The organism is Alexandriicola marinus (genome assembly GCF_004000435.1).
GTDB classification, from domain to species: domain Bacteria; phylum Pseudomonadota; class Alphaproteobacteria; order Rhodobacterales; family Rhodobacteraceae; genus Alexandriicola; species Alexandriicola marinus.
In genome coordinates this window covers 83,655-107,723 of the sequence record NZ_RBVZ01000004.1, presented here as the reverse complement: position 1 = coordinate 107,723, position 24,069 = coordinate 83,655, and the positions used below count along the sequence as shown (strand labels likewise).

22 protein-coding genes, 1 tRNA gene and 1 riboswitch are annotated in these 24,069 nt (G+C 64.6%); of the genes, 11 read left to right on the top strand and 12 right to left on the bottom strand.

Going from position 1 to position 24,069, the window contains the following annotated elements:
* Nucleotides 1-22 precede the first annotated feature (22 nt).
* A complete protein-coding gene (gene gcvH / locus EP376_RS14615; protein WP_127656353.1) occupies nt 23-382 on the bottom strand; it encodes a glycine cleavage system protein GcvH in 360 nt (119 codons plus the stop codon).
* A gap of 8 nt (nt 383-390) precedes the next feature.
* Nucleotides 391-1,512, bottom strand: coding sequence for a glycine cleavage system aminomethyltransferase GcvT (gene gcvT, locus EP376_RS14610; RefSeq protein ID WP_127656352.1), 1,122 nt, complete (start codon nt 1,510-1,512; stop codon nt 391-393).
* A 183-nt stretch (nt 1,513-1,695) separates the two neighbouring features.
* A riboswitch (glycine riboswitch) is annotated at nt 1,696-1,796 on the bottom strand.
* A gap of 331 nt (nt 1,797-2,127) precedes the next feature.
* On the opposite strand from gcvT, the gene EP376_RS14605 reads away from it, so the two are divergent.
* Complete coding sequence (locus EP376_RS14605) at nt 2,128-3,492, top strand: Do family serine endopeptidase (protein WP_238928803.1); 1,365 nt, start codon at nt 2,128-2,130, stop codon at nt 3,490-3,492.
* Nucleotides 3,493-3,553: 61 nt separating this feature from the next.
* On the opposite strand, the gene EP376_RS14600 is transcribed toward EP376_RS14605, so the two are convergent.
* Entirely contained in the window at nt 3,554-4,024 is a 471-nt protein-coding gene (locus tag EP376_RS14600; protein ID WP_240652468.1) for a peptidoglycan-binding domain-containing protein, read from the bottom strand.
* Between the two features lie 300 nt (nt 4,025-4,324).
* Between EP376_RS14600 and EP376_RS14595 the strand changes: the two genes are divergently transcribed.
* Both EP376_RS14595 and EP376_RS14590 read left to right on the top strand, forming a co-directional pair.
* Nucleotides 4,325-4,648 carry a 2Fe-2S iron-sulfur cluster-binding protein gene (locus tag EP376_RS14595; protein ID WP_127656349.1) on the top strand — a complete coding sequence of 108 codons (324 nt, stop codon included), beginning with the start codon at nt 4,325-4,327 and terminating at the stop codon, nt 4,646-4,648.
* Nucleotides 4,649-4,651: 3 nt separating this feature from the next.
* Nucleotides 4,652-5,389, top strand: coding sequence for an FG-GAP repeat domain-containing protein (locus tag EP376_RS14590; RefSeq protein ID WP_127656348.1), 738 nt, complete (start codon nt 4,652-4,654; stop codon nt 5,387-5,389).
* Nucleotides 5,390-5,399: 10 nt separating this feature from the next.
* Here the strand turns inward: EP376_RS14590 and cobS are convergent, their stop codons facing one another.
* Nucleotides 5,400-6,173, bottom strand: coding sequence for an adenosylcobinamide-GDP ribazoletransferase (gene cobS, locus EP376_RS14585; RefSeq protein ID WP_127656347.1), 774 nt, complete (start codon nt 6,171-6,173; stop codon nt 5,400-5,402).
* A 71-nt stretch (nt 6,174-6,244) separates the two neighbouring features.
* Between cobS and cobT the strand changes: the two genes are divergently transcribed.
* On the top strand, nt 6,245-7,261 hold the full coding sequence (cobT, locus tag EP376_RS14580) for a nicotinate-nucleotide--dimethylbenzimidazole phosphoribosyltransferase (protein WP_127656346.1): 1,017 nt from the start codon (nt 6,245-6,247) through the stop codon (nt 7,259-7,261).
* Here cobT and EP376_RS14575 read toward each other — a convergent pair.
* Nucleotides 7,248-9,182: a cation:proton antiporter domain-containing protein gene (locus EP376_RS14575; protein WP_127656345.1), complete on the bottom strand. Its 1,935-nt coding sequence runs from the start codon at nt 9,180-9,182 to the stop codon at nt 7,248-7,250. The two genes, cobT and EP376_RS14575, sit on opposite strands and share 14 nt — an antisense overlap.
* 211 nt (nt 9,183-9,393) lie before the next feature.
* Nucleotides 9,394-9,852 carry an Lrp/AsnC family transcriptional regulator gene (locus tag EP376_RS14570; RefSeq protein WP_127656344.1) on the bottom strand — a complete coding sequence of 153 codons (459 nt, stop codon included), beginning with the start codon at nt 9,850-9,852 and terminating at the stop codon, nt 9,394-9,396.
* Between the two features lie 135 nt (nt 9,853-9,987).
* On the opposite strand from EP376_RS14570, the gene hppD reads away from it, so the two are divergent.
* Complete coding sequence (gene hppD / locus EP376_RS14565) at nt 9,988-11,097, top strand: 4-hydroxyphenylpyruvate dioxygenase (protein ID WP_127656343.1); 1,110 nt, start codon at nt 9,988-9,990, stop codon at nt 11,095-11,097.
* An 84-nt stretch (nt 11,098-11,181) separates the two neighbouring features.
* Here hppD and EP376_RS14560 read toward each other — a convergent pair whose 3' ends face one another.
* Nucleotides 11,182-14,745 carry a hypothetical protein gene (locus tag EP376_RS14560; protein ID WP_127656342.1) on the bottom strand — a complete coding sequence of 1,188 codons (3,564 nt, stop codon included), beginning with the start codon at nt 14,743-14,745 and terminating at the stop codon, nt 11,182-11,184.
* 184 nt (nt 14,746-14,929) lie between these two features.
* On the opposite strand from EP376_RS14560, the gene EP376_RS14555 reads away from it, so the two are divergent.
* The gene (locus tag EP376_RS14555) at nt 14,930-15,643 is read left to right on the top strand and encodes an SIMPL domain-containing protein (RefSeq protein ID WP_127656341.1); all 714 of its coding nucleotides are present in this window, start codon (nt 14,930-14,932) and stop codon (nt 15,641-15,643) included.
* Between the two features lie 42 nt (nt 15,644-15,685).
* Here EP376_RS14555 and EP376_RS14550 read toward each other — a convergent pair whose 3' ends face one another.
* The gene (locus tag EP376_RS14550; protein ID WP_127656340.1) at nt 15,686-16,984 is read right to left on the bottom strand and encodes an O-acetylhomoserine aminocarboxypropyltransferase/cysteine synthase family protein; all 1,299 of its coding nucleotides are present in this window, start codon (nt 16,982-16,984) and stop codon (nt 15,686-15,688) included.
* Nucleotides 16,985-17,172: 188 nt separating this feature from the next.
* Here EP376_RS14550 and EP376_RS14545 point away from each other — a divergent pair, with 188 nt between their 5' ends.
* Nucleotides 17,173-17,628: a hypothetical protein gene (locus tag EP376_RS14545; RefSeq protein WP_164744942.1), complete on the top strand. Its 456-nt coding sequence runs from the start codon at nt 17,173-17,175 to the stop codon at nt 17,626-17,628.
* On the opposite strand, the gene EP376_RS14540 is transcribed toward EP376_RS14545, so the two are convergent.
* Entirely contained in the window at nt 17,625-18,626 is a 1,002-nt protein-coding gene (locus EP376_RS14540) for a hypothetical protein (RefSeq protein ID WP_127656464.1), read from the bottom strand. The genes EP376_RS14545 and EP376_RS14540 overlap by 4 nt on opposite strands.
* Before the next feature lie 112 nt (nt 18,627-18,738).
* Here EP376_RS14540 and EP376_RS14535 point away from each other — a divergent pair, with 112 nt between their 5' ends.
* The gene (locus EP376_RS14535) at nt 18,739-19,230 is read left to right on the top strand and encodes a hypothetical protein (RefSeq protein WP_127656338.1); all 492 of its coding nucleotides are present in this window, start codon (nt 18,739-18,741) and stop codon (nt 19,228-19,230) included.
* A 9-nt stretch (nt 19,231-19,239) separates the two neighbouring features.
* Here the strand turns inward: EP376_RS14535 and EP376_RS14530 are convergent, their stop codons facing one another.
* The 3 genes from EP376_RS14530 to EP376_RS23025 form a co-directional block, all read right to left on the bottom strand.
* Nucleotides 19,240-19,914 (bottom strand): sulfotransferase family protein, encoded by a 675-nt coding sequence (locus tag EP376_RS14530; RefSeq protein WP_127656337.1) that lies wholly within the window; start codon nt 19,912-19,914, stop codon nt 19,240-19,242.
* A gap of 134 nt (nt 19,915-20,048) precedes the next feature.
* Nucleotides 20,049-21,803 carry an NAD(P)/FAD-dependent oxidoreductase gene (locus EP376_RS14525; RefSeq protein WP_127656336.1) on the bottom strand — a complete coding sequence of 585 codons (1,755 nt, stop codon included), beginning with the start codon at nt 21,801-21,803 and terminating at the stop codon, nt 20,049-20,051.
* Nucleotides 21,804-22,122: 319 nt separating this feature from the next.
* A tRNA-Tyr gene (locus tag EP376_RS23025) sits at nt 22,123-22,206 on the bottom strand.
* 146 nt (nt 22,207-22,352) lie between these two features.
* Here EP376_RS23025 and rlmB point away from each other — a divergent pair.
* The 3 genes from rlmB (at nt 22,353) to EP376_RS14510 (ending at nt 24,026) form a co-directional block, all read left to right on the top strand.
* Nucleotides 22,353-23,156: a 23S rRNA (guanosine(2251)-2'-O)-methyltransferase RlmB gene (gene rlmB / locus EP376_RS14520; protein ID WP_127656335.1), complete on the top strand. Its 804-nt coding sequence runs from the start codon at nt 22,353-22,355 to the stop codon at nt 23,154-23,156.
* Complete coding sequence (locus EP376_RS14515; RefSeq protein WP_127656334.1) at nt 23,153-23,464, top strand: hypothetical protein; 312 nt, start codon at nt 23,153-23,155, stop codon at nt 23,462-23,464. The genes rlmB and EP376_RS14515 overlap by 4 nt, the downstream gene beginning before the upstream one ends.
* 103 nt (nt 23,465-23,567) lie before the next feature.
* Complete coding sequence (locus EP376_RS14510; protein ID WP_127656333.1) at nt 23,568-24,026, top strand: YHS domain-containing (seleno)protein; 459 nt, start codon at nt 23,568-23,570, stop codon at nt 24,024-24,026.
* The last annotated feature ends 43 nt before the right edge of the window (nt 24,027-24,069 follow it).

Below are 24,069 nucleotides of genomic sequence, written 5' to 3'. Positions count from 1 at the left end.
GAATTTTGGTGGCGGCCCGTGGTTAGCCGATCAATTCCTGATACTCGTCTTCGGTCATGTATTCGTCGACGACCGACAGGTCGTCGACCTTGACCTTGAAGAACCAGCCTTCGCCCAGCGGGTCGTCGTTCACCAAGGCGGGGTTGTCGCTGAGCGCCTCGTTGACCTCGACGATCTCGCCGTCCACGGGGGCGAGGATGTCCGACGCGGCCTTGACGCTTTCGATCACGACGACCTCGTCATCCTTGGCGACCTGTGTCTCGATCTCGGGCAGTTCGACAAAGACGATGTCGCCCAGCTGCGTGGCCGCATGTTCGGTGATGCCCACGACGATCAGGTCGCCATCGACGCGCAGCCATTCGTGTTCTTCGGTGAATCTCATTGCTGTCCTCAACGTTTGAAGGAGTGGGGGTGGAACGGAAACGTGGTGATGGTGACGGGCAGGTCCTTGCCACGGACGCGGCCCGCAAGTTCGGTGCCCGGGTCGGCCAGCGGCGCAGGGACATAGCCCATGGCCACCGGCGCGCCGACCGAGGGGCCGAAGCCGCCGGAGGTGACCTGTCCGACCTCCGCACCTTGCGCAAGAAGGACCGTCCCCTCGCGCATGGGGGCGCGGCCTTCCGGGCGGAGCGCGACGCGGGCGCGCGCGGCGCCATTGGCCAATTCGCTCAGGATACGATCGGCACCCGGAAAGCCGCCCGCGCGGTCGCCGCCCGCGCGGCGCGCCTTCTGGATCGACCATGCAAGCCCGGCCTCGACCGGGGAGGTCGTCTCGTCGATGTCGTGGCCATAAAGGCAAAGCCCGGCCTCGAGCCGCAGCGAATCCCGCGCGCCGAGCCCGATGGGCAGAACCTCCTCCATCGCCAGAAGCGCGCGGGCAAAGCCTTCGGCCCCGGCGTCGCTCACCGACATTTCGAACCCGTCCTCACCGGTGTAGCCCGAGCGGGAGATCCACAGGCTTCCGAACTCGGGATGGTCGGCCTCGATCACATCCATGAAGCGCATGTCTGCGACCTGCGGCACGAGCCGGGCCAGAGCGGCCTCGGCCTCGGGGCCCTGCAGCGCCAGAAGGCAGCGGTCGGTGATGGCGATCACCTCGGTCGTGTCCGACAGGCCCGCCTGCATCAACGCCAGATCGGCGGTCTTGCAGGCGGCGTTGACGACGACGAAGAGGTCATGCCCGCGATTGGCGAACATCAGGTCATCGAGGATGCCGCCCGTGTCATTCGTGAAGAGCCCGTATCTCTGGCGCCCTTCGGGCAGGCCGAGAACGGCCGCGGGCATCAGCGCCTCGAACGCGAGTGCCGTGGCCTCGGCCCCGCCCTTCGGCACCAGCCGGACCTGGCCCATGTGGCTGACGTCGAACAGGCCCGCATGGGCGCGGCAATGCAGATGTTCGGCCATGACGCCTGCGGCATATTGCACGGGCATGTCATAGCCCGCGAACGGCACCATGCGCCCGCCAAGTTCCTTGTGCAGCGCGTCCAGCGGCAGCTGTTTCGTGTTGCTCATACGTCCCCTCCGACCGGCCCGGGTGCTGGGCCGGGCATCATTGCGATGGCCGGAATGGCCGCCGCGGCGATGCCCCCTCTGTCCCTGTCCTGCCGGCCTGTGACCGGGTCAGACGCCTGAGATCGTTATCCCTTCGGCGGGCGGGCCCGGCATGCGGAACCACCACTCTCCAGAGTGTCTTACGTTCGAGGCACGGTCCTTTTGCCTGAGAGTTTACCGGGGCGGATGCTCCTTCGGCACCGTTTCGACCCTTCGGCCTTGACGGATTCTCCCGAACCTCGCCCCATTGGTAGACGCAAGAACTGGCCCGGCGCAAGAGGTGCCGCGCCGCCGCTTCACATCCTGGTGACAGAGGATCGGTTTATTTGCGTTGCATGACCTTCGGACTACATTCACATTTCGATGAACGACGGACCGCATCCGCCGCGCGCCCGACAACGAGGATTTCAAGGGGAGAGACCCGTGAGAGAACAGGCAAGAGCCATCGCGATAGCACAATCCCGGCAAGAGAGCCGAAAATCCTGGCAAATTGCAGGCACGCTTCTGCTTGGGGCCGCCCTTGCACTGGGCGCCGCGATCGAGACCCGCGCACAGGAGATCGATGCCGCCAACGTCATGCCCGATGGCCGCCCCGTCAGTTTTGCAGAGCTGGCCGAGCGGGTCAGCCCGGCCGTCGTGAACATCACCACCTCGACCACGATCGCCGGGCCGACCGGGCCGCAGGGGCTGGTGCCGGAAGGATCGCCCTTCGAGGATTTCTTCCGCGACTTCGAAAACGGCGGGCCTGACGCGCCGCGCCGTGCCTCGGCCGCGGGGTCCGGCTTCGTGATCGGCGCCGAGGGCCTGATCGTGACCAACAACCACGTGATCGCCGATGCGGACGAAATCCTGATCGAGTTTCAGGGGGGGGACACGCTTCCGGCCGAACTGGTCGGGACAGACCCCACGACCGATATCGCGCTTCTCAAGGTCGAGCCGGAAGAGCCTCTGCCCTTCGTGTCCTTCGGAGACAGCGATGCCGTGGGCAGCCGTGTGGGCGACTGGGTGATGGTCATCGGCAACCCGCTGGGCATCGGCTTCTCGGCCTCGGCCGGGATCGTCTCGGCCCGCAACCGGGCGCTTTCGGGCACTTACGATGACTACATTCAGACCGACGCGACCATCAACCGGGGCAATTCGGGCGGGCCGCTGTTCAACATGGATGGCGACGTGATCGGCGTCGTGACGGCGATCCTGTCGCCCGATGGCCGCTCGATCGGGATCGGCTTTGCTATGTCGTCAGCGGTGGCCACGAACGTGGTCGCCCAGCTCGAGGAATATGGCGAGACGCGCCGCGGCTGGCTGGGTGTGCGCATCCAGAACGTGACGCCTGACATGGTCGACGCGATCGAGGGCCTGACCGAAGCCGCTGGCGCCATGGTTACCGACGTCCCCGAAGGCCCGGCGGCCGACGCGGGCATTCTGGCCGGCGACATCATCCTGACTTTCGACGGGCAAGATGTGGCCGACACCGGAGAGCTGGTGCGCATCGTCGGCAATTCGCCGGTGGGCAAGGTCGTAGATGTCGAGGTTCTGCGCGATGGCGAGATGACGAATGTCGCCGTGACGCTTGGCCGCCGCGAAGAGGCCCAGGGCGTCGAGCCCGAGGTCGAGCAGGAGCCTGAACCCCCGGCACCGGCCGAGATGCAGATGCTGGGCCTGACCCTGTCGGAGCTGAGCCAGGACCTGGCCGATGAATACAGCCTGCCCGAGAGCGAAGGCCTCGTGATCACCGGGATCGAGCCGATGTCGGATGCCGAAGCCAAGGGCCTGTTGCCCGGTGACGTGATTACCGAGGTCGGCCAGCAGGCGGTGACCACGATCGATCAGTTCGAAGAGCGGATCGAGCAGGCGCGCGAGGCGGGCCGGAAATCGATCCTGCTTCTGGTGCGCCGCGCAGGTGACCCGCGCTTTGTCGCTCTGGTTCTCGACGACGAATAGGACCGCTCGACTTTGCTGAAATGGCAGGCACCCCCGGATCGCATCCGGGGGTGTCTCCGCTTCAGGGCCCGGTTCCGAACGGAGAGGCGTTGAGCGCCTCGATCTGTTCGTCGGACAATTCGACAAGGCCCAGTTCCCGGGCCGCGGCGATCCACAGAAGCGGGCTGTCGGGGCCGTCGCGGCGCTGGTAATCCTGCACCGCACGGCCCGTGGCCGTATCCATGACCCCCGTGATCTCCCCGCCATAGAAGCCGCGCGCCCGCAAGGCCCGCTGCAGCGAGGCGACGAAGACCTCGGTATAGGCCGGGGGGCAGAGCGTTTCGAAGGCGACTTCTTCGCGTTCGCGGGTGATCTGCTGGCGGATCGCGCTTTCATAGCGGGCCGGGCTGAGCAGCGTGCCATCCTCGTCATAGGTGGCCTGCTGGACCAGAACCTGCTCGGTCAGGGTTTCGATGATGGCGGGCGTGATGTCGCGCCCATAGCAGCGGCCGTCCTCACCCGCCTCGATCTCGGCGGCGATGAAGCTTGGCACATTGGGGGCCTCCACGGGCGGCAGCTGCGTGCTGCACGCCGCAAGAAACCCTGCGAAAAAGGCAAAAGTTACTGGTTGAACCCTGCTCAAGGGGGCCTCGGTCCGATTTGCTTTTGTACGCGCCATCTAGGACCCCGCTCTGACGCCGGCCAATAGCAGACTGCGCGGCGCTTCAAGTTTGCGCGAATATGTTCCCCCCGGCCCACAAGGTCAGGATGTCTGCCAAATCTTCTGGCCCCCGCGGTCCAGAGGCACTAAATGAGAACCAACCGAAAATCTCTGTGACGGAGCGTAACGAAAATGGCGAAGATCACTTACATCGAACATGGCGGCAAGGAACACGTGATCGACGTGCCGAACGGTCTGACCGTCATGGAAGGCGCCCGCGACAATGGTGTGCCCGGCATCGAGGCCGATTGCGGCGGCGCGTGCGCCTGTTCGACCTGTCATGTCTACGTGGCCGAAGAGTGGGTCGAAAAGCTGCCCGCCAAGGACCCGATGGAAGAAGACATGCTCGATTTCGCCTATGAGCCCGATCCCAAGCGGTCGCGCCTGACCTGCCAGCTCAAGGTCAGCGATGCGCTGGATGGTCTTGTCGTGCAGATGCCCGAAAAGCAGATCTGATCCATGCACCGCGCAGGGCTGGTCGCTGTTCTGGCGCTATGCGCCGGGGCGGCCTCTGCGCAAGACGCGCCCGCGCGGATAGACGGCGCCCGCTATTCAGAACCGACCACGCGTTATGCGCATGGCGTTCTGGGCGATGACGAGGAATGGGGCGCGTTTGTCCTTGATGTCGTGATCTGCCCCGGATGCGCCGAGGAGGCATCGCAGGAGGTCATCATTCGTCTGCCCGAGGCGCGGGTCTTCGAAGATGTGGCCCCCCGGCTTGTTGATGTTGACGGCGACGGCGACCCCGAGGTGATCGTTGTCGAAAGCGACCAGTCACTTGGCGCGCGCCTTGCGATCCATGACGAGACGGGCCTGCGCGCGGCCACGCCATTTATCGGCCAGCGCTTTCGCTGGCTGGCTCCGGTGGGGGCTACCGATCTCGATGGTGACGGCCGGATCGAGATCGCCTATGTCGACCGCCCGCATCTTGCCCGCACCTTGCGTGTCTGGCGGCTGGAGGAGGGCACTCTCGTCCAGCTGGCCGAGATGCCGGGCCTGACCAACCACCGGATCGGCGAGACCGATATCGCAGGCGGCATCCGCGATTGCGGGGCGGGGCCCGAGATGATCGTCGCGGATAGGGACTGGTCCCGCCTGATGGCCGTCACTTTCGACGGGCAGGCCCTGACGGCGCGCGATATCGGGCGGCACGAGGGACGCGCCTCCTTTGCGCGGGCGCTGCGCTGCGAGGGCTAGGTCACCGCGCTCAGCTCGTCAGAACCAGCAGGACGATCCCGCCCGCCATTTCCGACAGAACCTGAGCCGCGCCAAGGATATCGCCCGTCTGCCCGCCGATCCGCCGCATGGCGATCAGCGCCCATGCCGCACCTGCCAGCGCCATGGCCAGAGCCAGAGGAACAGCGTTCACGCCAAGTGCGACAAGCGCGATACCGAGGCCGAGGATCACGGCGATCCCGGTCGTGACGGGCCCCGGGCGACCCACGGTCGCGCTCAGCCCGTTGTCGCGGGCATGGGGCAGGGACGCCATCAGGACAACCATCGACACCCGGCTGGCCGCGCCCAGCGCCACGAGAACCGCGATGGGCGACAGGCCGGTCTCGATGAGGTGGACGAGGATTTGCCATCTGAGCGCGAAGGTCAGGATTAGCCCGGTGACGCCAAAGGCGCCGATATGGCTGTCCTTCATGATCTCGAGCCGCCGGTCCCGCGTCCAGCCGCCCCACAGACCGTCAAGGCTGTCGGCAAGGCCGTCCTCATGCATCGCGCCGGTTGTGGCAACCTGCAGGGCAAGGGCGAGAAGCGCCGCGATTGCGGGGGGCAAACCGGCGGCAAGGGCGACCCATGCGATGGCGCCGGCAAGCGTGCCCACCACCAGGCCGGCCAGCGGCCAGGCCCAGGCCGCCCGCGCACCGCGGGCCACCGCGGCCTCCCCGTTGACGGGGATCGGCAGACGGGTCAGCAGGCCAAGTGCGGCGGGCAGATCGACCGGCGCCAGAATGTCGGTTTTTTCCCGTGCCATGACTTCTCGGGCCTTTCCGCTGCGTGCCGAACCGTTAGACAGATCACCAGACCAGTGCAACGAGGACAAAGATGGCCGCACCCTTCTCCAATTTCGCCGAATTTAGCGAGTGCCTGTCGCGCGCACCATCCCCTGATGCCGCGGCGGCACGCGGGGCCACCGAGCGCAACGCGATGCTGACCAAGCCGCCCGGCGCGCTGGGCCGGCTGGAGGATCTGGCGATCTGGTATGCCGGCTGGCGCGGCGACGCGCGGCCACGGATCACGGCTCCGCAGATCGTGGTCTTTGCCGGCAATCACGGGGTGACGGCGCAGGGTATCTCGGCCTTTCCCGCCGAGGTGACGCACCAGATGGTCGCCAATTTCGAGGCCGGCGGCGCGGCGATCAACCAGCTGGCCCGGACCTTTGGCGCGCGCATGGATGTGGTTGCGCTCGATCTCGACCGGCCCACGGCCGATTTCACCCAGGGCCCGGCGATGACCGAGGCCGAATGCACCGCCGCCCTTGCCGCCGGATGGGAGGCCGTCGACCCTGACGCGGACCTTCTGGTCACCGGCGAGATGGGGATCGGCAACACCACCTCTGCCGCGGCGATCGCGCATGCGATCCTGGGCGGTGCGCCCGCGGACTGGGCCGGGCGCGGCACCGGCATCGACGACGCGGGCCTTGCCCGCAAGGCCGATGTCGTGGCGCGGGGCGTTGCCGTCAATCCAGGGCTCGTCGCCACGCCGCTGGGCGTCCTTCAGGCGCTGGGCGGGCGCGAGATCGCGGCCATGGCGGGGGCGATCGCGGCGGCGCGGGCGGCGCGTATCCCGGTCATCCTCGACGGCTTCATCTGCTCTGCCGCGGCGCTCGTCCTGCACCGGGCGATGGCCGGCGCGCTGGATCACGCGGTTGCGGGACACCTGAGCGATGAGGCGGCGCATGGCAGGATGCTCGATGCGCTGGGCAAGGTTCCCCTGCTGGACCTGGGTCTGCGGCTGGGCGAAGGCTCGGGTGCGGCGTTGGCCATCGGCGTGATGCAGGGGGCCGTTGCCTGCCATTCCGGGATGGCCACCTTCGGCGAGGCCGGTGTCAGCGACGGTTGAGCCCGCCCTTGCTCTGGAACCCGGAGGCGGGCTGCGTATCCGTCCCGTCTTCGGCGGCCTTGCGGACGGTTTCCACGCGACTTGCGAAGATCGTCTCGAGTTCCTTGTTCAATTCGCGCGACCGGGCGACGTATTCCGGATTGTCCGCCGTCTTGACCCCGGGCTTCCACAGGGGGGCCAGCTCGCGCACTGCCGCGCGGTCCCGCTGGTAGAAGGTCACCTCCGCCTCGGCGGCCTCGAACTCGCTCAGCCCGATATTCTCGAGCACATAGCGCCCGGCGCGCAGACTGGAATCGAACATCTCGCGAACGATGTCATTGGCGCCCGCACGGTAGAGTTCATAGACATGCACGCGGTCATAGGCCCGGGCCACGATGTGCAGATCAGGCCGGTCCCGCCGGGCATAGGCCACCAGCCGGTTGGCCGCGTCCCGGTCATCCAGCGCCACGACAAGGACCTTTGCGGTCTGAAGCCCGGCCGCATGCAGGATGTCAGGCCGCGTCGGATCGCCGAAATAGCCGCGAAAACCGAACCGGCGCATGGTGTTGATCGTTTCCATGTCGTGATCTAGCACGACCGTCTGAAAACCCGCGCTTTGCACCATCCGGTTCACGACCTGACCGAACCGGCCGATGCCCGCGATGATGACGGTGCCGGTCTCTTCGATCTTGTCGGCGGGCTGGTCGCTGACGCCGGCATCGACGAATTTCAGCTTTTCAAAGAGGATGAACAGAAGCGGCGTGATCAGCATCGACAGGGCCACGACCAGCAGCATCAACTCTGACATGTCGCGGCTCAGAACGTTCTGTTGCGACGAGAACGAGATCAGGACGAAGCCGAATTCCCCCGCCTGGGCCAGGCCCAGCGTGAACAGCCACCTGTCGCGCCCGCGAAGGCCGAAGGCCATCGCAAGGATCAACAGGATCACGCCCTTCAGGACCATCATCCCCAGCGTGATCGCAAGGATCGTGAGCGGCGCACCCAAAAGGGTGTCGAAATTGATGCCGGCCCCGACGGTGATGAAGAACAGCCCCAGAAACAGGCCCTTGAAGGGCTGAAGGTCGCTTTCCAATTCGTGGCGGAATTCGGAATTTGCCAGCAGCACGCCGGCGAGGAACGTGCCCAGCGCGGGCGAGAGGCCCACCAGCGACATCAGAACCGCGACGCCAACCACCATCAGAAGGGCAAGCGCGGTATACATCTCGCGCAGGCGCGCATGGTGGATATAGCGGAAGACGGGCCGCGTGGCGAAGATACCCAGAAGGATGACAAGCGCGACGGCTGCTACGGTCACCAGCGTCACACCCCAGCCCGGCAGACCCTCGACAAGGCTGATCGCGCCATGCCCGGCGCCGTGGTCCCCGTTATCGATATGGATCGATCCATCGGACTCGAAGACCGGGGCCAGCGTCCCCAACGTCAGGAGCGGGATGACGGCCAGCATCGGGATCACGGCGATATCCTGCGACAGCAGAACCGAAAAGATCGACCGCCCGCCCGGGGTGGTCATGAGGCCCTTTTCGGTCAGGGTCTGCAGAACGATGGCGGTCGATGACAGCGCGAGGATCAGCCCGATGGCCAGCGACGTCTGCCATGGCAGACCAAAGACATAGGCGCCCCCCATCACCGCGAGAGTGGTGATGCCGATCTGCAGTCCACCCAGCCCGATCAGCCGGTTCCGCATGTCCCACAGGGCGCGCGGCTCAAGCTCGAGCCCGATCAGGAACAGCATGACGACCACGCCGAATTCGGCGAAATGGCGCAGGTCCTCGGTCTGGGAGCCGACACCGGGCAGGAACCCGATAACGATGCCCGCCAGCAGATATCCCAGAACCGACCCAAGACCCAGACGCGCGGCAAGCGGCACCGCGATGACCGCGGCGCCAAGGTAAATCGTTGCCTGCAGGAGGAAGACGTCCATGGGATCACCTTCGCAAGCGCCGGACGTATTGGCAACGTCAATGGCGCCGTAAGGCGGCCGGAACCGGACGCCGGGCGGCCCTAACCGGGGTCAGGCGCGCGGGATCGGCCCCGAATTCCGGCCAGTGACAGGGTCGCTGCTCTCCCGCCACGGAAGAACCCTATGATTCAAGTTGGTTAACAGGAGATTAACCATTGGAAATCCGCAAGGGTCACAACGGCAGGGGCGCATCTTTTTTAAGCTGATCCATGACGATCTGGCTCTGGACCCGGCCCACGCCGGGATGCGCGAGAATCACGTCGTGGATGAGCCGGTTCAGCCCGGCGAGATCCGGCGTCCAGACACGCAGCAGGTAATCTGCCTCACCAGTCAGGGTCCAGGCGCTTACGATTTCGGGCCGCCGCTCCACAAGCCGGGCAAAATCGCGCCCGGGGCCCGGACCGTGCTGGCTTAGCTGAACCTGAACGAAGGCCTGCACATCGAGCCCCAGCCGCGCCGGATCAAGCCGCGCGGTGTAATGGGTGATCACGCCGCTCTGCTCGAGACGCAGCTTGCGCCGGCCCGCCTGACTGGGCGAGAGGTTCAGCCGCGCGCCCAGGTCCTGCGATGTCATCTGCGCATCGGTCTGGAGCAGGGCGAGGAGGCGAATGTCGGTGGCATCGAGGTTCATGCGGTGATCATGCGACAGATCCGAGTGATACGCAATTTTTCCGCATCTAGTGCTTCAAGAGGATGAAGAATGCGCACTATCGGCGCTGAGGATCGCGGAAGATCGTGCCACACCGAATTTGAACAGGAGGGTCCCATGGGTCCGTTTCCGCATGACGCGCCACGTGCCAAGATCACCGCAGATAATCCCGCAGGCACCGACGGGTTCGAATTCGTCGAGTTTGCCCATCCCGATCCGGATGTGCTGCGCCGGCTGTTTGCACAGATGGGCTATGCCCACGTCGCGACCCACAAGACCCGCGCGATAGAATTGTGGCAGCAGGGCGATATCACCTATGTGATCAACGACGCGCCCGGCAGCCATGCCCGTGATTTCGCCACGGAACATGGCCCCTGCGCCCCGTCGATGGGCTGGCGGGTCGTCGATGCGGCCCATGCGCTGCGCCATGCCGTGGCGCGCGGGGCCGAGGAATACACCGGCCCCGGCAAGACGATGGATGTCCCGGCCATTCGCGGGATTGGCGGCAGCCTGATCTATTTCATCGACCAGTATTACGAGACCAACCCCTACAACGCAGAATTCGATTGGGTGTCGGACGCGCATCCGCAGGGCGTGGGGTTTCACTACCTCGATCACCTGACCCACAACGTTCACAAGGGAAACATGGATACCTGGTTCCGGTTTTACGGTGACCTGTTCAATTTCCGTGAAATCCGGTTCTTCGATATCGAGGGCAAGTTCTCCGGCCTGCTGAGCCGCGCGCTGACGTCGCCGTGTGGCCGCATCCGTATCCCGATCAACGAGGATCGGGGCGAGACGGGACAGATCGTCGAATACCTCAAGCGGTATAACGGCGAGGGGATCCAGCACATCGCGGTTGGGACGAAAGACGTCGAGATATACGATGCCGTCGACGCCATCGCCGAACGTGGCATCCGCTTCATGCCGAAGCCGCCCGCCAGCTATTACGAGCTGAGCAAGGATCGCGTCCAGGGCCATGACGAACCGCTCGACCGGATGGCGCAACACGGGATCCTGATCGACGGCGAGGGCGTGGTCGACGGGGGAGAGACCCGTATCCTGTTGCAGATCTTCTCGAAAACTGTGATCGGCCCGATCTTTTTCGAATTCATCCAGCGCAAGGGGGATGACGGCTTCGGCGAGGGCAACTTCAAGGCGCTTTTCGAATCGATCGAAGCCGATCAGGTGGCCCGGGGCGTGCTGTCCACCGAACCGGCGGACTAGCTTTGCGCATCTTGCGATGATGTCTTGGGCTGACCCGCGTCCCCGGCCCATTCAGGGCGCGCGGGACAGTCGGGTCTGGGGGGATCAGCCGCTGGGGATTTCCAGCGTCACGTTCCGACCGCTCTTGACGTAGCTGAGCGTGTTGTCCTCGATCGCGGCCACCCGGCCGCCGTCAAGCCTGTCTCCGACCCCGACCCGCACATAGCGGCCGTTCGATAGCCGGACAAGCGCGCGACGATCGCTGGGCCGCCCATAGACGCCGATCAGGTTGATCTGGCGGAGGTTGATCGCGTTTTCCTGAGTTGCGGCAGAGGCGACGGTCTGTGGCACGGGGCCGGTCGGTTGCGCGGCCGCGTTCGACACCGCCTCGGGTTCGGATGCTGCCGCGGGGGCAGATGCGGCGGGAGCCTGGCTCTGTCGGGAACGGGCCTGCTGAACGACACGATCGAAATTGTTGGGCCGGCTGTCGGGCCGGATCGCCGAGGCAACGGCGTTCGGTGTCGCCGAGGCCAGAGGATCGGCCGCGCCCTGGAGAATACCGGCCAGCGCATCCTCCACCTCGTTGGCGGGGGGCGCCTCTTCTTCCGCCGGGGCCTCGGCCGGATCAGGCTCGGGCGCCAGGCCTTCGGGCCGCGGCGACGGGCGCGGGCCTGCAAAGGCGGCAAGCTGCACTTCGGGCAGCAGGTCTTCGGGAACGGCGTCGTCAGGCCGAACGTTCGGACGGATACCGTTGAGCGAGATTGCAGCAGCATTCAGCGAACCGGCGGTTGAGATCCGCGCATCGGGCCGGACGGGCGCCTGCTCCAGAACGGCAAGCGCCTGAGGCGCGAGGCTCTCGGTCGCGTCTGCGACGATCGGATCTGCGGGGGCGGCTGGTTCGGGCTCGGGCAGAGCGGCTGCAAGGTCCGTAGCCTCCGAAGACGCCTGTGGCGTCTCTTCGACCGGGGCGGGGGCCTCGGCGATTTCAGCTGCGGGAGGAGCTTGCGGCTCAGCGATGACCGGCGGCGTGCCCGGGCGCGTCGGCGGCACGATGGAGGGCGATCCGGCATAGATGGTCAACCCGTAGGGCGTAACCGTGCCTTCGGGCGTGGCAAGCAGGAAGCCCCTGTCATCCCGTTCAAAGCGCATATCCGGCGGCGGCGGGTTTACTTGGGCGACAAGGACCGCATCGGGTGCGGTCTGCGGCAATTGCGGTGTCGGGCCCAGGGCGGGCGGCACCTCGCTCAGGGTGCGGACCACGGTGCCGAGAGGCTCGGGTTGCGGCTCGACCGGCAGGCGCGGTGCGCGGAGCCAGACGCCCGTGGCCGCGTAGAACCGTTCGGCGGCGGCGGGGCTCAGCACCGCGCCTGGCACCTCGGCCACGGCCTGTGCCGGGGTCGGCGCAGACAAGGCCCGCAGAAGATCGGGGTCGGGCAGCAGGGAGCCCGTCTCGGACAGCAGCATGTCACCCGAAGGCACGCTGCCGGGAGCCAAGGGCGATTCGTCCGCCGGCAGGGGCGTCGGCTCGAAGGCCGGGGCGGCCGGCACGCTAGCCTGCGGCGGCGTTGCGGCCAGGGTCGGCGCGGCCTCATCGCCCGCGTCGGCGGCCATCGTGGGGGTGTCATCCAGACCGAAGAACCGGGCAAAGCTGTCGCTGGAAATCGTGGCCCACGCCGCCACGGCGGCCATGAGCAGCAGCAGAACCGCCGTCAGGATAAGCCCGAGGAACCTCGGTTTGCCGCGCACGTTTTCGTCCTTGCGGCGCGCGCCGAAGATGGTGAGCCGCTCTTTCTCGCTCTCGCTGCGCACGGCTTCTGGCTTGGCGGTGACCGGCTCCGGCGGCGCGCTCCGCGCGGCGGGTGCCTTGGCCGTCAGGTCCGGGGCCTTGTCCTTCGTGCGGCCACGCCCAATCAGACCAAAGCGGCGTTTGCCGCCCTTGTCTTGTGACGGCGATGCGCCGGCAGGCCCAACGGAGGCCGAAAGCGAGGCTGCGACCTCTGCGGGTGGCGCGGGTATCGCCGTTTCGGACGTGCTGACGGGGGGCGATTTCGGCATCTGCCGCACGGGCGGCGGGACATCCGATCGCGACGGCGCGGACGGAAGGCTGGGCGGCGCGGATGATACCGGCGCCTGCGGCCCTGCACCCGGGATCGGCCGCGCGGCGGCTGCCCCGTTGATCGGAGGCAGATCTGGGCTGTTCTGCACCCGTCTGAGCGCCTTGGACACCGCGGGCGGCGGTGGCGTCGCGGGGCGGAAGGCCGGAGGACGTTCTTCCGTGCCCGCACCGGCTCGCGGCGGGACGGCCTCACGTTGCCCGACCTTTTTCATGGCCTCGGCAACCGCGGGTGGCATCGGTGTGCCCGGTTTGGCCACCGGATCGATTCGCGGTGTCGCGGCGAAGGCCGGTTGGGCGGCGGATTCCGCGGCGGGCTGTGCGCCGACCGAGCCATTCGGAAGGCGGACGCTTGGGGACCTGCCGGAGGATGCCGGCGGTATGTCGAGTTCTTCACGGACGCTGCGCAGCCGCGAGGAAAAGACCGGCTCGGCCAGCGCCGGTTCGGGCGAGTCAGGCTGCGCGGCAGGCTCTTGATCGGGGTCGGGTGCCTCGTCGCGATCCGGCCCGGTTGAGGCTGGCTCGGCCGTTTCGGTCGGTTCCTCCGACGGGCTTTCTTCGGGGTGTTCTGGTTGGGCGGGGGCGGTTTCGGGCGCCTCGGCCTGCTGAGACGCCTCGCGCTCGGAGATCTCCGGCGTGACCGGTTCGTCGCTTGCGGCGCCGATGGCCATCCCGTCGTCTTCCGGGGCGCTGTCAGCCTGTGATGCTACGGTCTCCGGTTCGCTGTCAAAGCTGGCCGGTGGAGTTGTCTGCGCGTTGTCTTCGAAGGACGCGGCCTCTGGTTCGATCTCGTCGGGCGTCGGTTCAGAGGCATCTTCCTCGGAGGGCGCCTCTTCGGTCGACAGGTCCGGCCCGGAGGAGGCAGAAGGCACATCCGTCACATGAGCTTCGACCTCCTGTGCCTTGATTTCATTTCCACTTTGTTCTTCTGAGGCCTCGGCATCTGTGTCGCTCTGCGGGGCCTCGGAGACAGATTCCACCTCTTCCGAAGCGGTCTCCGGCGCGGTGGGCTGGTCGACACCGGCAGATGCCGACGGGATCGTGGTCAGTGGAACGGGCGTCTTGTCGCGGGTGACCCGTGTGCCGGACGCGGCCTTGGCCTTGCCGAAAAAGGGCTCACCCGGGAAGCCGTCGGGGTCGGGCACGGCGACAAAGGAAACAGGTCCGAACTCGTGTTCGGCGGCAAAGGCCTCTGCCTCTTCGAGCGTTTCGTTGGCGATGGCGGCAATGGCGGTGCCGCTCTCATGCTCGGAGAAATCGTAGCTGAGTTCTTCGACGGCGTAGGGCGTTGCCCCTTCGAGGGCGGCGCGAACGTCGGCATCCTTCAGCCCTTTTCCGGGCAGGTCGAGGTATTTGATCTGGTCGTTGGGAATGATCAGTTTCGATCTGATCCCGTCGGGCGCGAGTTCGAGAGCCTCGGCGCGCAACGCCGCAAGAGACCCGGACAGATCGGCATCCTCGAGCGAGACGGAGCCGACCTCGCTCCAGCCGGACTTACCGCGATACAGAAGGCTGATACCGTCAAACGAAAGTGACAGGGAAAAATTCGGTTTCATGTAGCGGCTTTAGCATCCCAGGTGGCAGCGCGATAAGAACCCCACATCGCAAGCCCGGAACTTATAGCAGTTTCCCGCCGATGCAAAGAACGTGCCATATTGTGGTATATCCGCCGCCATCCCCAAGGAGCATGGTCCGGGAGACGTCCAAGCAGATGAAACACCCGGACGACAGGAGCACGACATGACCCGATTCCGAAGACTGATTCCCCTTGTTTTGGCCGCTTTCGCAGCGGTTTCGCTAAGCGTCGGCCCCCTGCAGGCCGACGAACGGCGCATCACCGTTGTGGGCGAAGGCGGCGTTTCGGCCGCGCCCGACATGGCGATGATCCAGATCGGTGTGAGCGAAGAGGCGCCGACAGCCGCGGAGGCTCTGCGCGCCATGAGCGCTGCGGGGGAATCAATTCTTGCCCGGCTGACCGAGGCAGGCGTCGAGTCGCGCGACATCCAGACATCCGGTCTGACCCTGCGGCCACGCTATCAATCCCGCGTAGATCGCGAGGCGCCCGAGATCACCGGATTCGTGGCGGAAACGCGATTCGGCGTCAGTGTCCGGGACCTGGCAGGTCTTGGCACGATCCTGGACAGCGTCGTGACCGAGGGCGGGGCAAACACCCTGCAATCCGTCGAATTCACCCTCTCAGACCTGCGTCCGATGCGTGACGCTGCCCGGCGCGACGCAGTGGCCGACGGCCGTGCCAAGGCAGAGTTGTTCGCCGAGGCAGCGGGCGTGACCTTGGGCGCGCTGCTGACCCTCAACGAGGACAGCGGGGGCTTTGTGCCCGCCCCGATGATGGAGATGCGGATGATGGATGCGGCCTCCGGATCGGTGCCGGTCGCCGAAGGCGAAGTCACGATCGAGGTGCGGGTGACGATGGTCTATGCCATCGCACAATAGGGGGCGCGGCCCCGGCGCAACCGCCGGGGCCGCCTGTCATGGTCAGGCCGAAGCCTTGTTCAGCGCCTGATCCAGATCAGCGATGAGATCGTCGGCTGCTTCGATCCCGATCGAGAGGCGCACGACATTGGGGGCGGCACCCGCCGCCTCCTGTTGTTCGGGCGTCAGCTGACGGTGGGTCGTCGAGGCCGAATGGATCACGAGGCTGCGTGTGTCGCCAAGGTTGGCGACATGGCTGAACAATTCGAGGGAATCCACGAATTTTACGCAGGCCTCGTATCCGTCCTTGAGAGCGATGGTGAACAGGCTGCTGGCGCCCTTGGGGCAAACCTTCGCGATCCGGTCGTAATAGGGCGAGGAGGGCAGGCCCGCGTAGGTTACCTTTTCCACCGCGGCGTGGCCTTCAAGCCAGCTGGCGATCTTGACCGCGTTCTCGACATGCCGCTCCATGCGCAGGCTCAGCGTCTCGATCCCCATCAGGGTGTAATGCGCCGCCTGCGGGTTCATCGTCATGCCAAGGTCGCGCAGGCCGATGGCGATGCCGTGGAAGGTAAAGGCCATCGGGCCCAGAACCTCGTGGAACTTGAGCCCGTGATAGGCGGGCTCGGGTTCGCTGAGCGACGGGAACTTGCCCGAGGCCGACCAGTCGAACTTGCCCGAATCGATGATCGCGCCGCCGGTGACCGTGCCGTTGCCGGTGAGGTATTTCGTCGTCGAATGCACGACCAGTGTCGCGCCCAACTCGATCGGGCGGCACAGATACGGCGTGGCGGTGGTGTTGTCGACGATCAGCGGCAGGCCCGCGCCATCGGCCACCTCGGCGATCGCGGGGATATCGGTGATATAGCCGCCCGGGTTGGCGATCGATTCACAAAAGATCGCGCGGGTGTCGTCGTCGATCGCGGCGCGCACAGCGTCCACATCGTTGAAATCGACGAACTTCGCCGACCAGCCGAACTTGCGGATCGTGTTGGTGAATTGCTGGACCGTTCCGCCATAAAGCCGGGTTGAGGCGACCACGTTGGTGCCCGGCCCCATCAGCGGGAACAGCGCCATGATCTGCGCGGCGTGCCCCGACGAACAGCAGACCGCGCCCGCACCGCCCTCGAGCGTCGCGAGCCGTTCCTGAAGGGCCGCGACCGTCGGGTTGGTCAGGCGGGAATAGATGTATCCGACCTCTTGCAGGTTGAACAAGGCGGCCGCGTGATCGGCGTCGCGGAACACATAGGCCGTGGTCTGGTAGATCGGTACCTGACGGGCGCCGGTTGCCGGATCGGGCTGTGCGCCCGCATGGATCTGAAGCGTTTCAAAGCCGTACTTTGGCCCGGTTTCGGTGGACATGGTCTTCTCCCTTGAGATGTGTTGTGCGGACGTTAGCGCCGGAAAGGGCAGGCCACAACGGGTCAGCGCCAGGCAAGGTCCGCCTGACTTGCCCTGCGCTGCGCATCTGGTGTCAAGTCTGCCCTATGGAACCTGAATCGTATCGTGCCTCACCGCTGCTTGGACCCGTCATCGGCGGAATGCTCGGGGTGATTTACTTGGTCATCATCGGTCTGCCGATGCTGACCGAAAGCGGCAGTGACGACTTCGAGAAAGACAGCATTGTCATCTTCGCCGTGACATGGGTGATCGCGACGCTCCTCTTCACGATCGTCGGGATGCGCATTGTTCTGCGGGTGGACGAGACGGGAATCACCGCCCGCGGGCGCAAGATGGCGTGGGAGGATATCGCCTCTATCGAACGCGAGGACCGGGTCGTCCGATATTCCGGCTACAACAGCTCCACCGGCCTTACCCAGCGAAAGACCCAGCAGGATTTGGTCATCTTCAGTCCGAAAGATTCCGATGTGCCGGCTCTGAAGATCAACGCGGCACTGATGTCTTCGGGCGCGGATGCGTTGGCGGAGCGGATGCGCGGCCACCTCGCAACCTACGGGACGCCTGCCGAGATGTCACCCGATGCCGGACCGGACCCGGACCCCTAGCGCATCCACCATCCCTTGGCCCGCAGCACGCGTCGGATATCCTTTTCCTGCGCAGGCAGGTTCGACTGGTCGAATTCGGCGCGTGCCTTGCGGCCCTGTCCGTGGAACACCATTTTCCGGATAGGGATGTAATCCTTGAGAATGCGCTTGATCCGGTTTGGGGCTGCAAGTTCCTCGAGCAGATCGACCGTCGCGTCCCGCTCCTTGGCATAAAGCAGGGGGAAGGTCCGGTAATGGCAGGTAACGTCCCCATCGAGACCGTCCCATTCGGGACCGGGCCGACCACCGCCCAGTGTATGGACGACGAGGGGAAGCGCCACCTGGTCGAGCCATGGATCAAGCGGCTGGATCACCAGCTCGGGCGGGGCATCGCCCCGGATCGCCCGCGCATAATCGAGGAACAACTTGCCAAAGGCGGCGGGGTCGGGGCCCAGAAACCAGCCCGCGTTGAAATAGAGATATCTCTGCCAGTATTCATCGGGCTGCGACAGGTCGAGAGAGCTTTCGAAATCCAGCCCGAACTTGTCATAGAGCGATTTCCAGATCGCGGTATAGCCCGGCCAATACAGCTCTTCGACGGGCCATGTGCCCTCGCGTTTCATGGAGGCGGTCGGCCGGCTGAAGTCGCGGGGCAGGGTGGTCAGGTCTCCGGTGATCAGCGTGTCGGTATCGAGAAACAGGAACGGCTCTCCGGGTGGCAGAACGGACAGGGCCTCGATCTTGTTGCCATTGGGATATCTCTCGCCGAAATGCACGGCCCTGAAGGGCGCGATCTCGATGTCGAGGGAGGTGAGTATCTCGCGGATATCGGGCCGGATCGCAGTTTCCTTGCGCCAGGCTCCGGCGCGCTCGGGTTCCGCCACGATCACGCGGCCCGGGAAGTCGGGGGACGATCGGCGCAGTGACAGGGCAAACAGCAGCGCCTCGTATTGCAGACGGCCGGCCTGTGCGACCACGAGGATGTTCACAGACTGGTCAGACCCGACCTTTGACGCCATAATTTCACTGCCCACTCTGGATTTTTGGCCAGTATAGGGTGCGGAGGTCTGTCTAGAAAGTCATTGCTTGGGCCTTCGATTGTCAGGGGGGGCCGTTTTTCGGAGATGTGTTATGATCCAATTGTTTATTCCCTTCCTGATCGGCATCGCGCTTGGCCTGCCGGTACCGGAGGGCGGCCCCGATCTGGCGGCTGCCGATCCGGTGGCGCCGATTGTCCGCGAACCCGAGCCACAGGTGCCCACCGGAAAATTCACCACGGCGATCGAGGTCAAGCCGATCCTCGGCATGACGAAACAGAACTGGGTTGCGGTTCGTCTCTACGAGGGGAATGACCTCGTCTATTTCACGCATCTTCTGGCGTGGCGCTGCGGGCTTTGGGAAATTCGCTACAGCATCAACAGTGACGAGACGCTGCAATCCTTCCCGATGGAGCCCTGCCACGAGGAGACCGCCCAGCCCAATGCGATGACGGATGTGGTCAATTTCCTGCCCTACATCACGCTCCCGCCCGAAAGCGTGGAGACGATCTATGTGGAGCTGGTCTTCGACGACGGCACGACGGATTTCGCCGTCTTCACCCGGCCCAATGTCCTGATGCCCTGATCGGCCGGATCACCCCTTCGAGCGGCCGAATTCCTTCATCCGCTTGAGCCGTGCGACCGTGCGGGCCATGGCCTCGCGGTCGTTGGTCTTGGGGAAGGCGCCCTCGCGATAATCGACACCAAGGAATTTGGTCAGCGGGCCCCATCCCTGATCGGCGCTGAACACCAGAAGCCGGTCGGCGGGGATCGTGTCCATCACTTCCTGAGTGTGTTCGTTGTAGCGTGCGATTGCGGCATCGCGATCGTCCATGGTGCCGCGCAGCATCCCTTCCCAGACGATCTCGTTCATCAGGTCGTTGACCTTGCGGCCGAATTCGGTGCTTCCCGCCGGCCCCATGCCGCCATAAATCGTGTTGATCGTGCTTTCATACCATCCCTCGGGGCCCTTGGGATGATGCGTGAGGATGACCTTCGAGTCGGGGAACGCCTCGGAAAGCTCTTTCCAGAACGCCGAACCGGGGAAATCGATCGTTGCGTCGAAGCCCTCATAGAGCTTGCTCCAGTCGATCTTGCTGCGGTCTTCCGTGGCCCATGCCGACCGCCAGAAATCGATATCCGATTTTCGATCGGCGCTGAAAAGCACCTCGGACATGTGGTAACAATTGTACCCCAGATCGCCGAGGGCCTCCCGTACGGAGGAGGTTCCAGTACGGCCGAAACCGGCGCCTATGATCTTCAAATCCATGACAGTTCCAAACGGGTAGATCTACGATGGCCCAGACCTATTCGGGGAGCCGGGTCTGGGCAAGGCGAAAGGCCCAATCGCGACAATGCGCCAGCCTTGCGGACCGGCGCATTCATTGGTTTCGCGGGCGTCCTTCAGGCGGCTTCTTCAACCACGCTGAGGTTGAACAGCTGGTAAAGGGGTTCCTCGAAATGGGATAGATCGCGCGGCTCTGTCGTTGGCTTGAACAGCCCGCGCTCTTCCCATGTGGACGGGTCGAGGCTGATGGCCCAGGCGTTGATCCAGGTATCAGCGACCTTGTGATAGAGTTCGGGATGGCAATCCCTGACCGCGATACGGAACAGCACGATGGCCATCTCTTCGACCAGCTTCATGTTCAGTTTCTGATCCTCGACCAGTTCGTCGACGGACTTCCCGGCCTTGAGGTTCCGGTCGCGCATCCGGCGCACTTCGTCGACGGCGAAATAGTCGATCCACTTGTAACCGATATCGCCCTTGCCGCCCTTTGCCGCCCAGTCACCGAAGAAGTTGTTCATCTGAAGCGACATGTAGAAGAAGTTGCGGCTAACCGCGCGCACGGTCTTGTGTTTCTGGCCGTCGAGGAAGGTTTGCCCGAAGAACAACGGCTGCACAAAGGACCAGCCCGCGAGGATATCCCAGAACAGCTTGGCCGCCATCACGTTGGGATGACCCAGCAGGTGATAGTTGATCTGGATCGAGCGCGTCAGAAGCTCCCCGAACGAGATCACGAAACGGCTTTTCTCTTCGACATCCGCATCCGTGAGTTCGCCTGTCATATCCTTGGCGACCAGATGCGAAATGCAGCAATTGGCAAAGGCGATCAGGTCGGCGCCGGGGGCATACATCGGATCGGCGAAAACGCCGGCATCGCCGGTGCAGGCCCAGCGGTCGGCCGAGAACACCTTGTCGGAGGTGTGGCTGTAGGCGCGCATGACGCCGAAATCGACGAATTCCTTGTCGGCGATCAGCTTGGCGAAATCGGGCTCGTTCTGTTCCAGCCATTCACGCGACTTTTCGCGTGTCCGGAAGGTTTCGAGCGGGTGATAGGCCTTGTCGGCCACGATGCCCACGCTGGTGTAGCCGGACGACAGCGGAATGATCCAGACCCAGTAGCCGGTATCGACGAGGTGATTGGTCGAGAAATACCGGATTTCGCCGGGGACCCGGTCATGCCATTCCGTATTCTCGCGCGGAACGAGGTCGTCCATGTCGACGCGGCCCTCGACCCGGAACCAGACGGCGTGGTGATCGGCCTCGCGCCGTTTGCCCAGACCCAGCTGACGCTGGATCATGCGCATCCGTCCTGCGGCATCGACGACCCAGCGGCATTCCATCTCCTGAAGGTCGGGACCGTCCGCATCGCGGAAGAACGTGACCTTGTGCGGTTGATCACGCTCGTTGATTTCGATCGTTTCGATCCGGGCGCCCTCGATCAGCTGCACGCCCATATCTTCGACCATGGCGCGCAGGTCATTCTCGAACCGGCCCCTGTCGATCTGGTATGACGGGACGGTCGCGAATTTCGACAGGCCCACTTCGGGGCGGTCGGCGAAGTCTTTCGAATCGTCATCCTTGAAGAAGAACCGCAGCCCCAGTTTTCTGAGATGACGATCATCCATGTAGTCGGCAAGCCCGAGGATGTCGCGCATGTAATGCGCGGCCAGTTCGACGGTCGACTCTCCGATCTTGAATGCCGCTTCGGGGAAGGGACGTTCCAGTTTGTCGAGGATCGCGACCGTCGCCCCGGGAACTTCGCGGCGGATCTGTATCGCGAGCGTCAGACCGGCGAATCCGCCACCGCAAATCAAGACATCAACAGGCTTATCGAAATTGGCGCGGGCAGAGGCGCCACTCAGATCAAGAGACATCAAATCACTCCCGGTTTTGGGGCTGGCAAACGCAGCTAATTAACGACAAAAAAGTCAATGTTGTGACGACCCATCGCCCCTGCGGAAATCACGCGGGCTAACTAAAGTTACATCATTTGCACACTTTCGATCCAGTCTTTTCGTGACGCAACGTCAAGGAAGGTCCGGAAAACCGCACCTTCCTGACCAAGAGTTCGGATCTTTGCCGATTGTTTCAACAATCGAAGAATTTCGCAGGCATAAGACACAACCACAGGTCGTGTCTTCGCGCAAAAAACACCGCGTGGGTGCTGAAGCCAGATCATTTTCAGGATGAAAGTGGTGGGCGACCCTGGAATCGAACCAGGCGTGCGTCTCCGCGAGGGAGTTACAGTCCCCTGCCACACCTTGCGGCCTGTCGCCCACTATTCGCCGGTTGCCCGCGCGAACAGCGGGTGAATATGCAAAGCGGTGCGGCCCGTCAAGACGCGCCAACACGGAAAATCCGTCAGAACCTTGCACCCGGCGGCCTTGGGGCGCACAAGCCTGAGCAAACAAGGGAATCCGCCGATGAAAAAGCCGAAATGGGTCGTGGAAAAGGAACAGGCCAAACGCGCCGCCGCCAATGAGACGGTCTGGCTGTTCGGGCTTCATGCGGTGCGGGACGCGCTGATGAACCCGCGACGCGAGCGGCTGCGCCTTATCGTGACGCGCAATGCGGCCGCACGGCTGGAAGAGGCGATCGCCGCGGCCGGCATCGAACCCGAAATCGCCGATCCGCGAAAGTTCCCTGCGCCGATTGATCCGGGCTCGGTTCATCAGGGCGCGGCGCTGGAGGTGCGGCCCCTCGACTGGGGCAGCCTCGAGGAGGTGGCGACCTCCCGCGGTGTCGATCCTGCGCGCATCGTCCTGCTCGACCGGGTCAGCGATCCGCACAACGTGGGCGCGATCCTGCGCTCGGCCGAGGTGTTCGGCGCGCGCGCCGTGATCGGCGTTCAGCGCCATGCCGCGCCCGAAACCGGCGCGCTTGCAAAGACGGCCAGCGGCGCGCTGGAACGGCAACCCTATCTGCGGGTCCGCAACCTTGCCGAGACGATGGAGGCGCTCAAGGCGATGGGCTACCTCGTCCTCGGTCTTGACGGTGAGGCCGAGTTGACGATTGCTGCGGCCATGGCGGGCCACGAGGATCGCCCGGTGGCCCTTGTTCTCGGGGCCGAGGGGCCGGGCCTGCGCGAACGGACCCGCGAGACCTGCGATTACCTTGTCCGAATTGACGCAGCCGGTGCATTCGGTTCGCTCAACGTCTCGAATGCGGCGGCGGTCTCCCTATATGCCACAAGACAAGGTCCGATACGGGGTGACGGCACGACATGAACGGAACAAAGATCGCAACCTGCTGCTACTGCGGCACGCGCGCCGCGCTGGTTCTGACCGGGAAGACCCGGCATGAACTGAGTTGCGCTGCCTGCGGGGCGCAGCTTCACGATCTGAAAATGTTACCGAAACGCGACGAGCCGCGCCCGGTGCAGCAAGCCCATACGCCCCGTCCGGGCCTGTCCTCGCATGAGCGGGCGATGGCGAAAACGCCGGATCGCTACCATAAGAAACCCAAGAAAAAGAAAAGCTTCCGGCGTAAGTTCCTCGAGGAGATATTCGACGTGGTCGAGGATATCTTCGACTGAAACAATTCATCGCGTGTTGTCACGCCTTGGCGAGGCGGCTTTGCAGGCGGCAGGGATTCGCCCATCTTGATCCTCGACACGGATCATTGACGGAGAAAGACAGATGCTGACCCGCCGCGCCCTTCTCGGGGCTTCGCTTGCCCTTCCGGCCCTTTCCCTGCTGACCCGCCCCGCGATGGCGTCGGAACCGCCGGTCTTCTCTGATGGGGGCATCGCGATCCGTGGCGCCGATCCCGTGGCCTTCTTCACCGAGGGCGCGCCCGTGCAGGGCAAAGCGGATCACGCGCTGATGTGGGATGGCGCGATCTGGCACTTTGCGAGCGCGGCCAACATGGAACGGTTCGAGATGAACCCCACCGCTTATGCACCGCAATACGGCGGCTACTGCGCCTTCGCGATGTCGCGCGGGTATATCGCCTCGTCTGTCCCCGAGGCCTGGACGATCCACGAAGACCGGCTTTACCTCAACTACAGCCTGTCGATCCGGGATCGCTGGTCCCGCGACATACCGGGCAACATCCAGAGTGCCGACGGCCACTGGCCTTCGATCCTTGATGCATGAGCCCTTGGGCTCAGCCCGTGCGCTGATCACAGTTTCATGAGCA

Excerpts from the sequence above, each read along its gene's own strand:
- gcvH (WP_127656353.1), bottom strand. The coding sequence starts at position 382 with ATGAGATTCACCGAAGAACACGAATGGCTGCGCGTCGATGGCGACCTG.
- gcvT (WP_127656352.1), bottom strand. The coding sequence starts at position 1,512 with ATGAGCAACACGAAACAGCTGCCGCTGGACGCGCTGCACAAGGAACTT.
- EP376_RS14605 (WP_238928803.1), top strand. The coding sequence starts at position 2,128 with ATGCCCGATGGCCGCCCCGTCAGTTTTGCAGAGCTGGCCGAGCGGGTC.
- EP376_RS14595 (WP_127656349.1), top strand. The coding sequence starts at position 4,325 with ATGGCGAAGATCACTTACATCGAACATGGCGGCAAGGAACACGTGATC.
- EP376_RS14590 (WP_127656348.1), top strand. The coding sequence starts at position 4,652 with ATGCACCGCGCAGGGCTGGTCGCTGTTCTGGCGCTATGCGCCGGGGCG.
- cobS (WP_127656347.1), bottom strand. The coding sequence starts at position 6,173 with ATGGCACGGGAAAAAACCGACATTCTGGCGCCGGTCGATCTGCCCGCC.
- cobT (WP_127656346.1), top strand. The coding sequence starts at position 6,245 with ATGGCCGCACCCTTCTCCAATTTCGCCGAATTTAGCGAGTGCCTGTCG.
- EP376_RS14575 (WP_127656345.1), bottom strand. The coding sequence starts at position 9,182 with ATGGACGTCTTCCTCCTGCAGGCAACGATTTACCTTGGCGCCGCGGTC.
- EP376_RS14570 (WP_127656344.1), bottom strand. The coding sequence starts at position 9,852 with ATGAACCTCGATGCCACCGACATTCGCCTCCTCGCCCTGCTCCAGACC.
- hppD (WP_127656343.1), top strand. The coding sequence starts at position 9,988 with ATGGGTCCGTTTCCGCATGACGCGCCACGTGCCAAGATCACCGCAGAT.
- EP376_RS14560 (WP_127656342.1), bottom strand. The coding sequence starts at position 14,745 with ATGAAACCGAATTTTTCCCTGTCACTTTCGTTTGACGGTATCAGCCTT.
- EP376_RS14555 (WP_127656341.1), top strand. The coding sequence starts at position 14,930 with ATGACCCGATTCCGAAGACTGATTCCCCTTGTTTTGGCCGCTTTCGCA.
- EP376_RS14550 (WP_127656340.1), bottom strand. The coding sequence starts at position 16,984 with ATGTCCACCGAAACCGGGCCAAAGTACGGCTTTGAAACGCTTCAGATC.
- EP376_RS14540 (WP_127656464.1), bottom strand. The coding sequence starts at position 18,626 with ATGGCGTCAAAGGTCGGGTCTGACCAGTCTGTGAACATCCTCGTGGTC.
- EP376_RS14535 (WP_127656338.1), top strand. The coding sequence starts at position 18,739 with ATGATCCAATTGTTTATTCCCTTCCTGATCGGCATCGCGCTTGGCCTG.
- EP376_RS14530 (WP_127656337.1), bottom strand. The coding sequence starts at position 19,914 with ATGGATTTGAAGATCATAGGCGCCGGTTTCGGCCGTACTGGAACCTCC.
- EP376_RS14525 (WP_127656336.1), bottom strand. The coding sequence starts at position 21,803 with ATGTCTCTTGATCTGAGTGGCGCCTCTGCCCGCGCCAATTTCGATAAG.
- rlmB (WP_127656335.1), top strand. The coding sequence starts at position 22,353 with ATGAAAAAGCCGAAATGGGTCGTGGAAAAGGAACAGGCCAAACGCGCC.
- EP376_RS14515 (WP_127656334.1), top strand. The coding sequence starts at position 23,153 with ATGAACGGAACAAAGATCGCAACCTGCTGCTACTGCGGCACGCGCGCC.
- EP376_RS14510 (WP_127656333.1), top strand. The coding sequence starts at position 23,568 with ATGCTGACCCGCCGCGCCCTTCTCGGGGCTTCGCTTGCCCTTCCGGCC.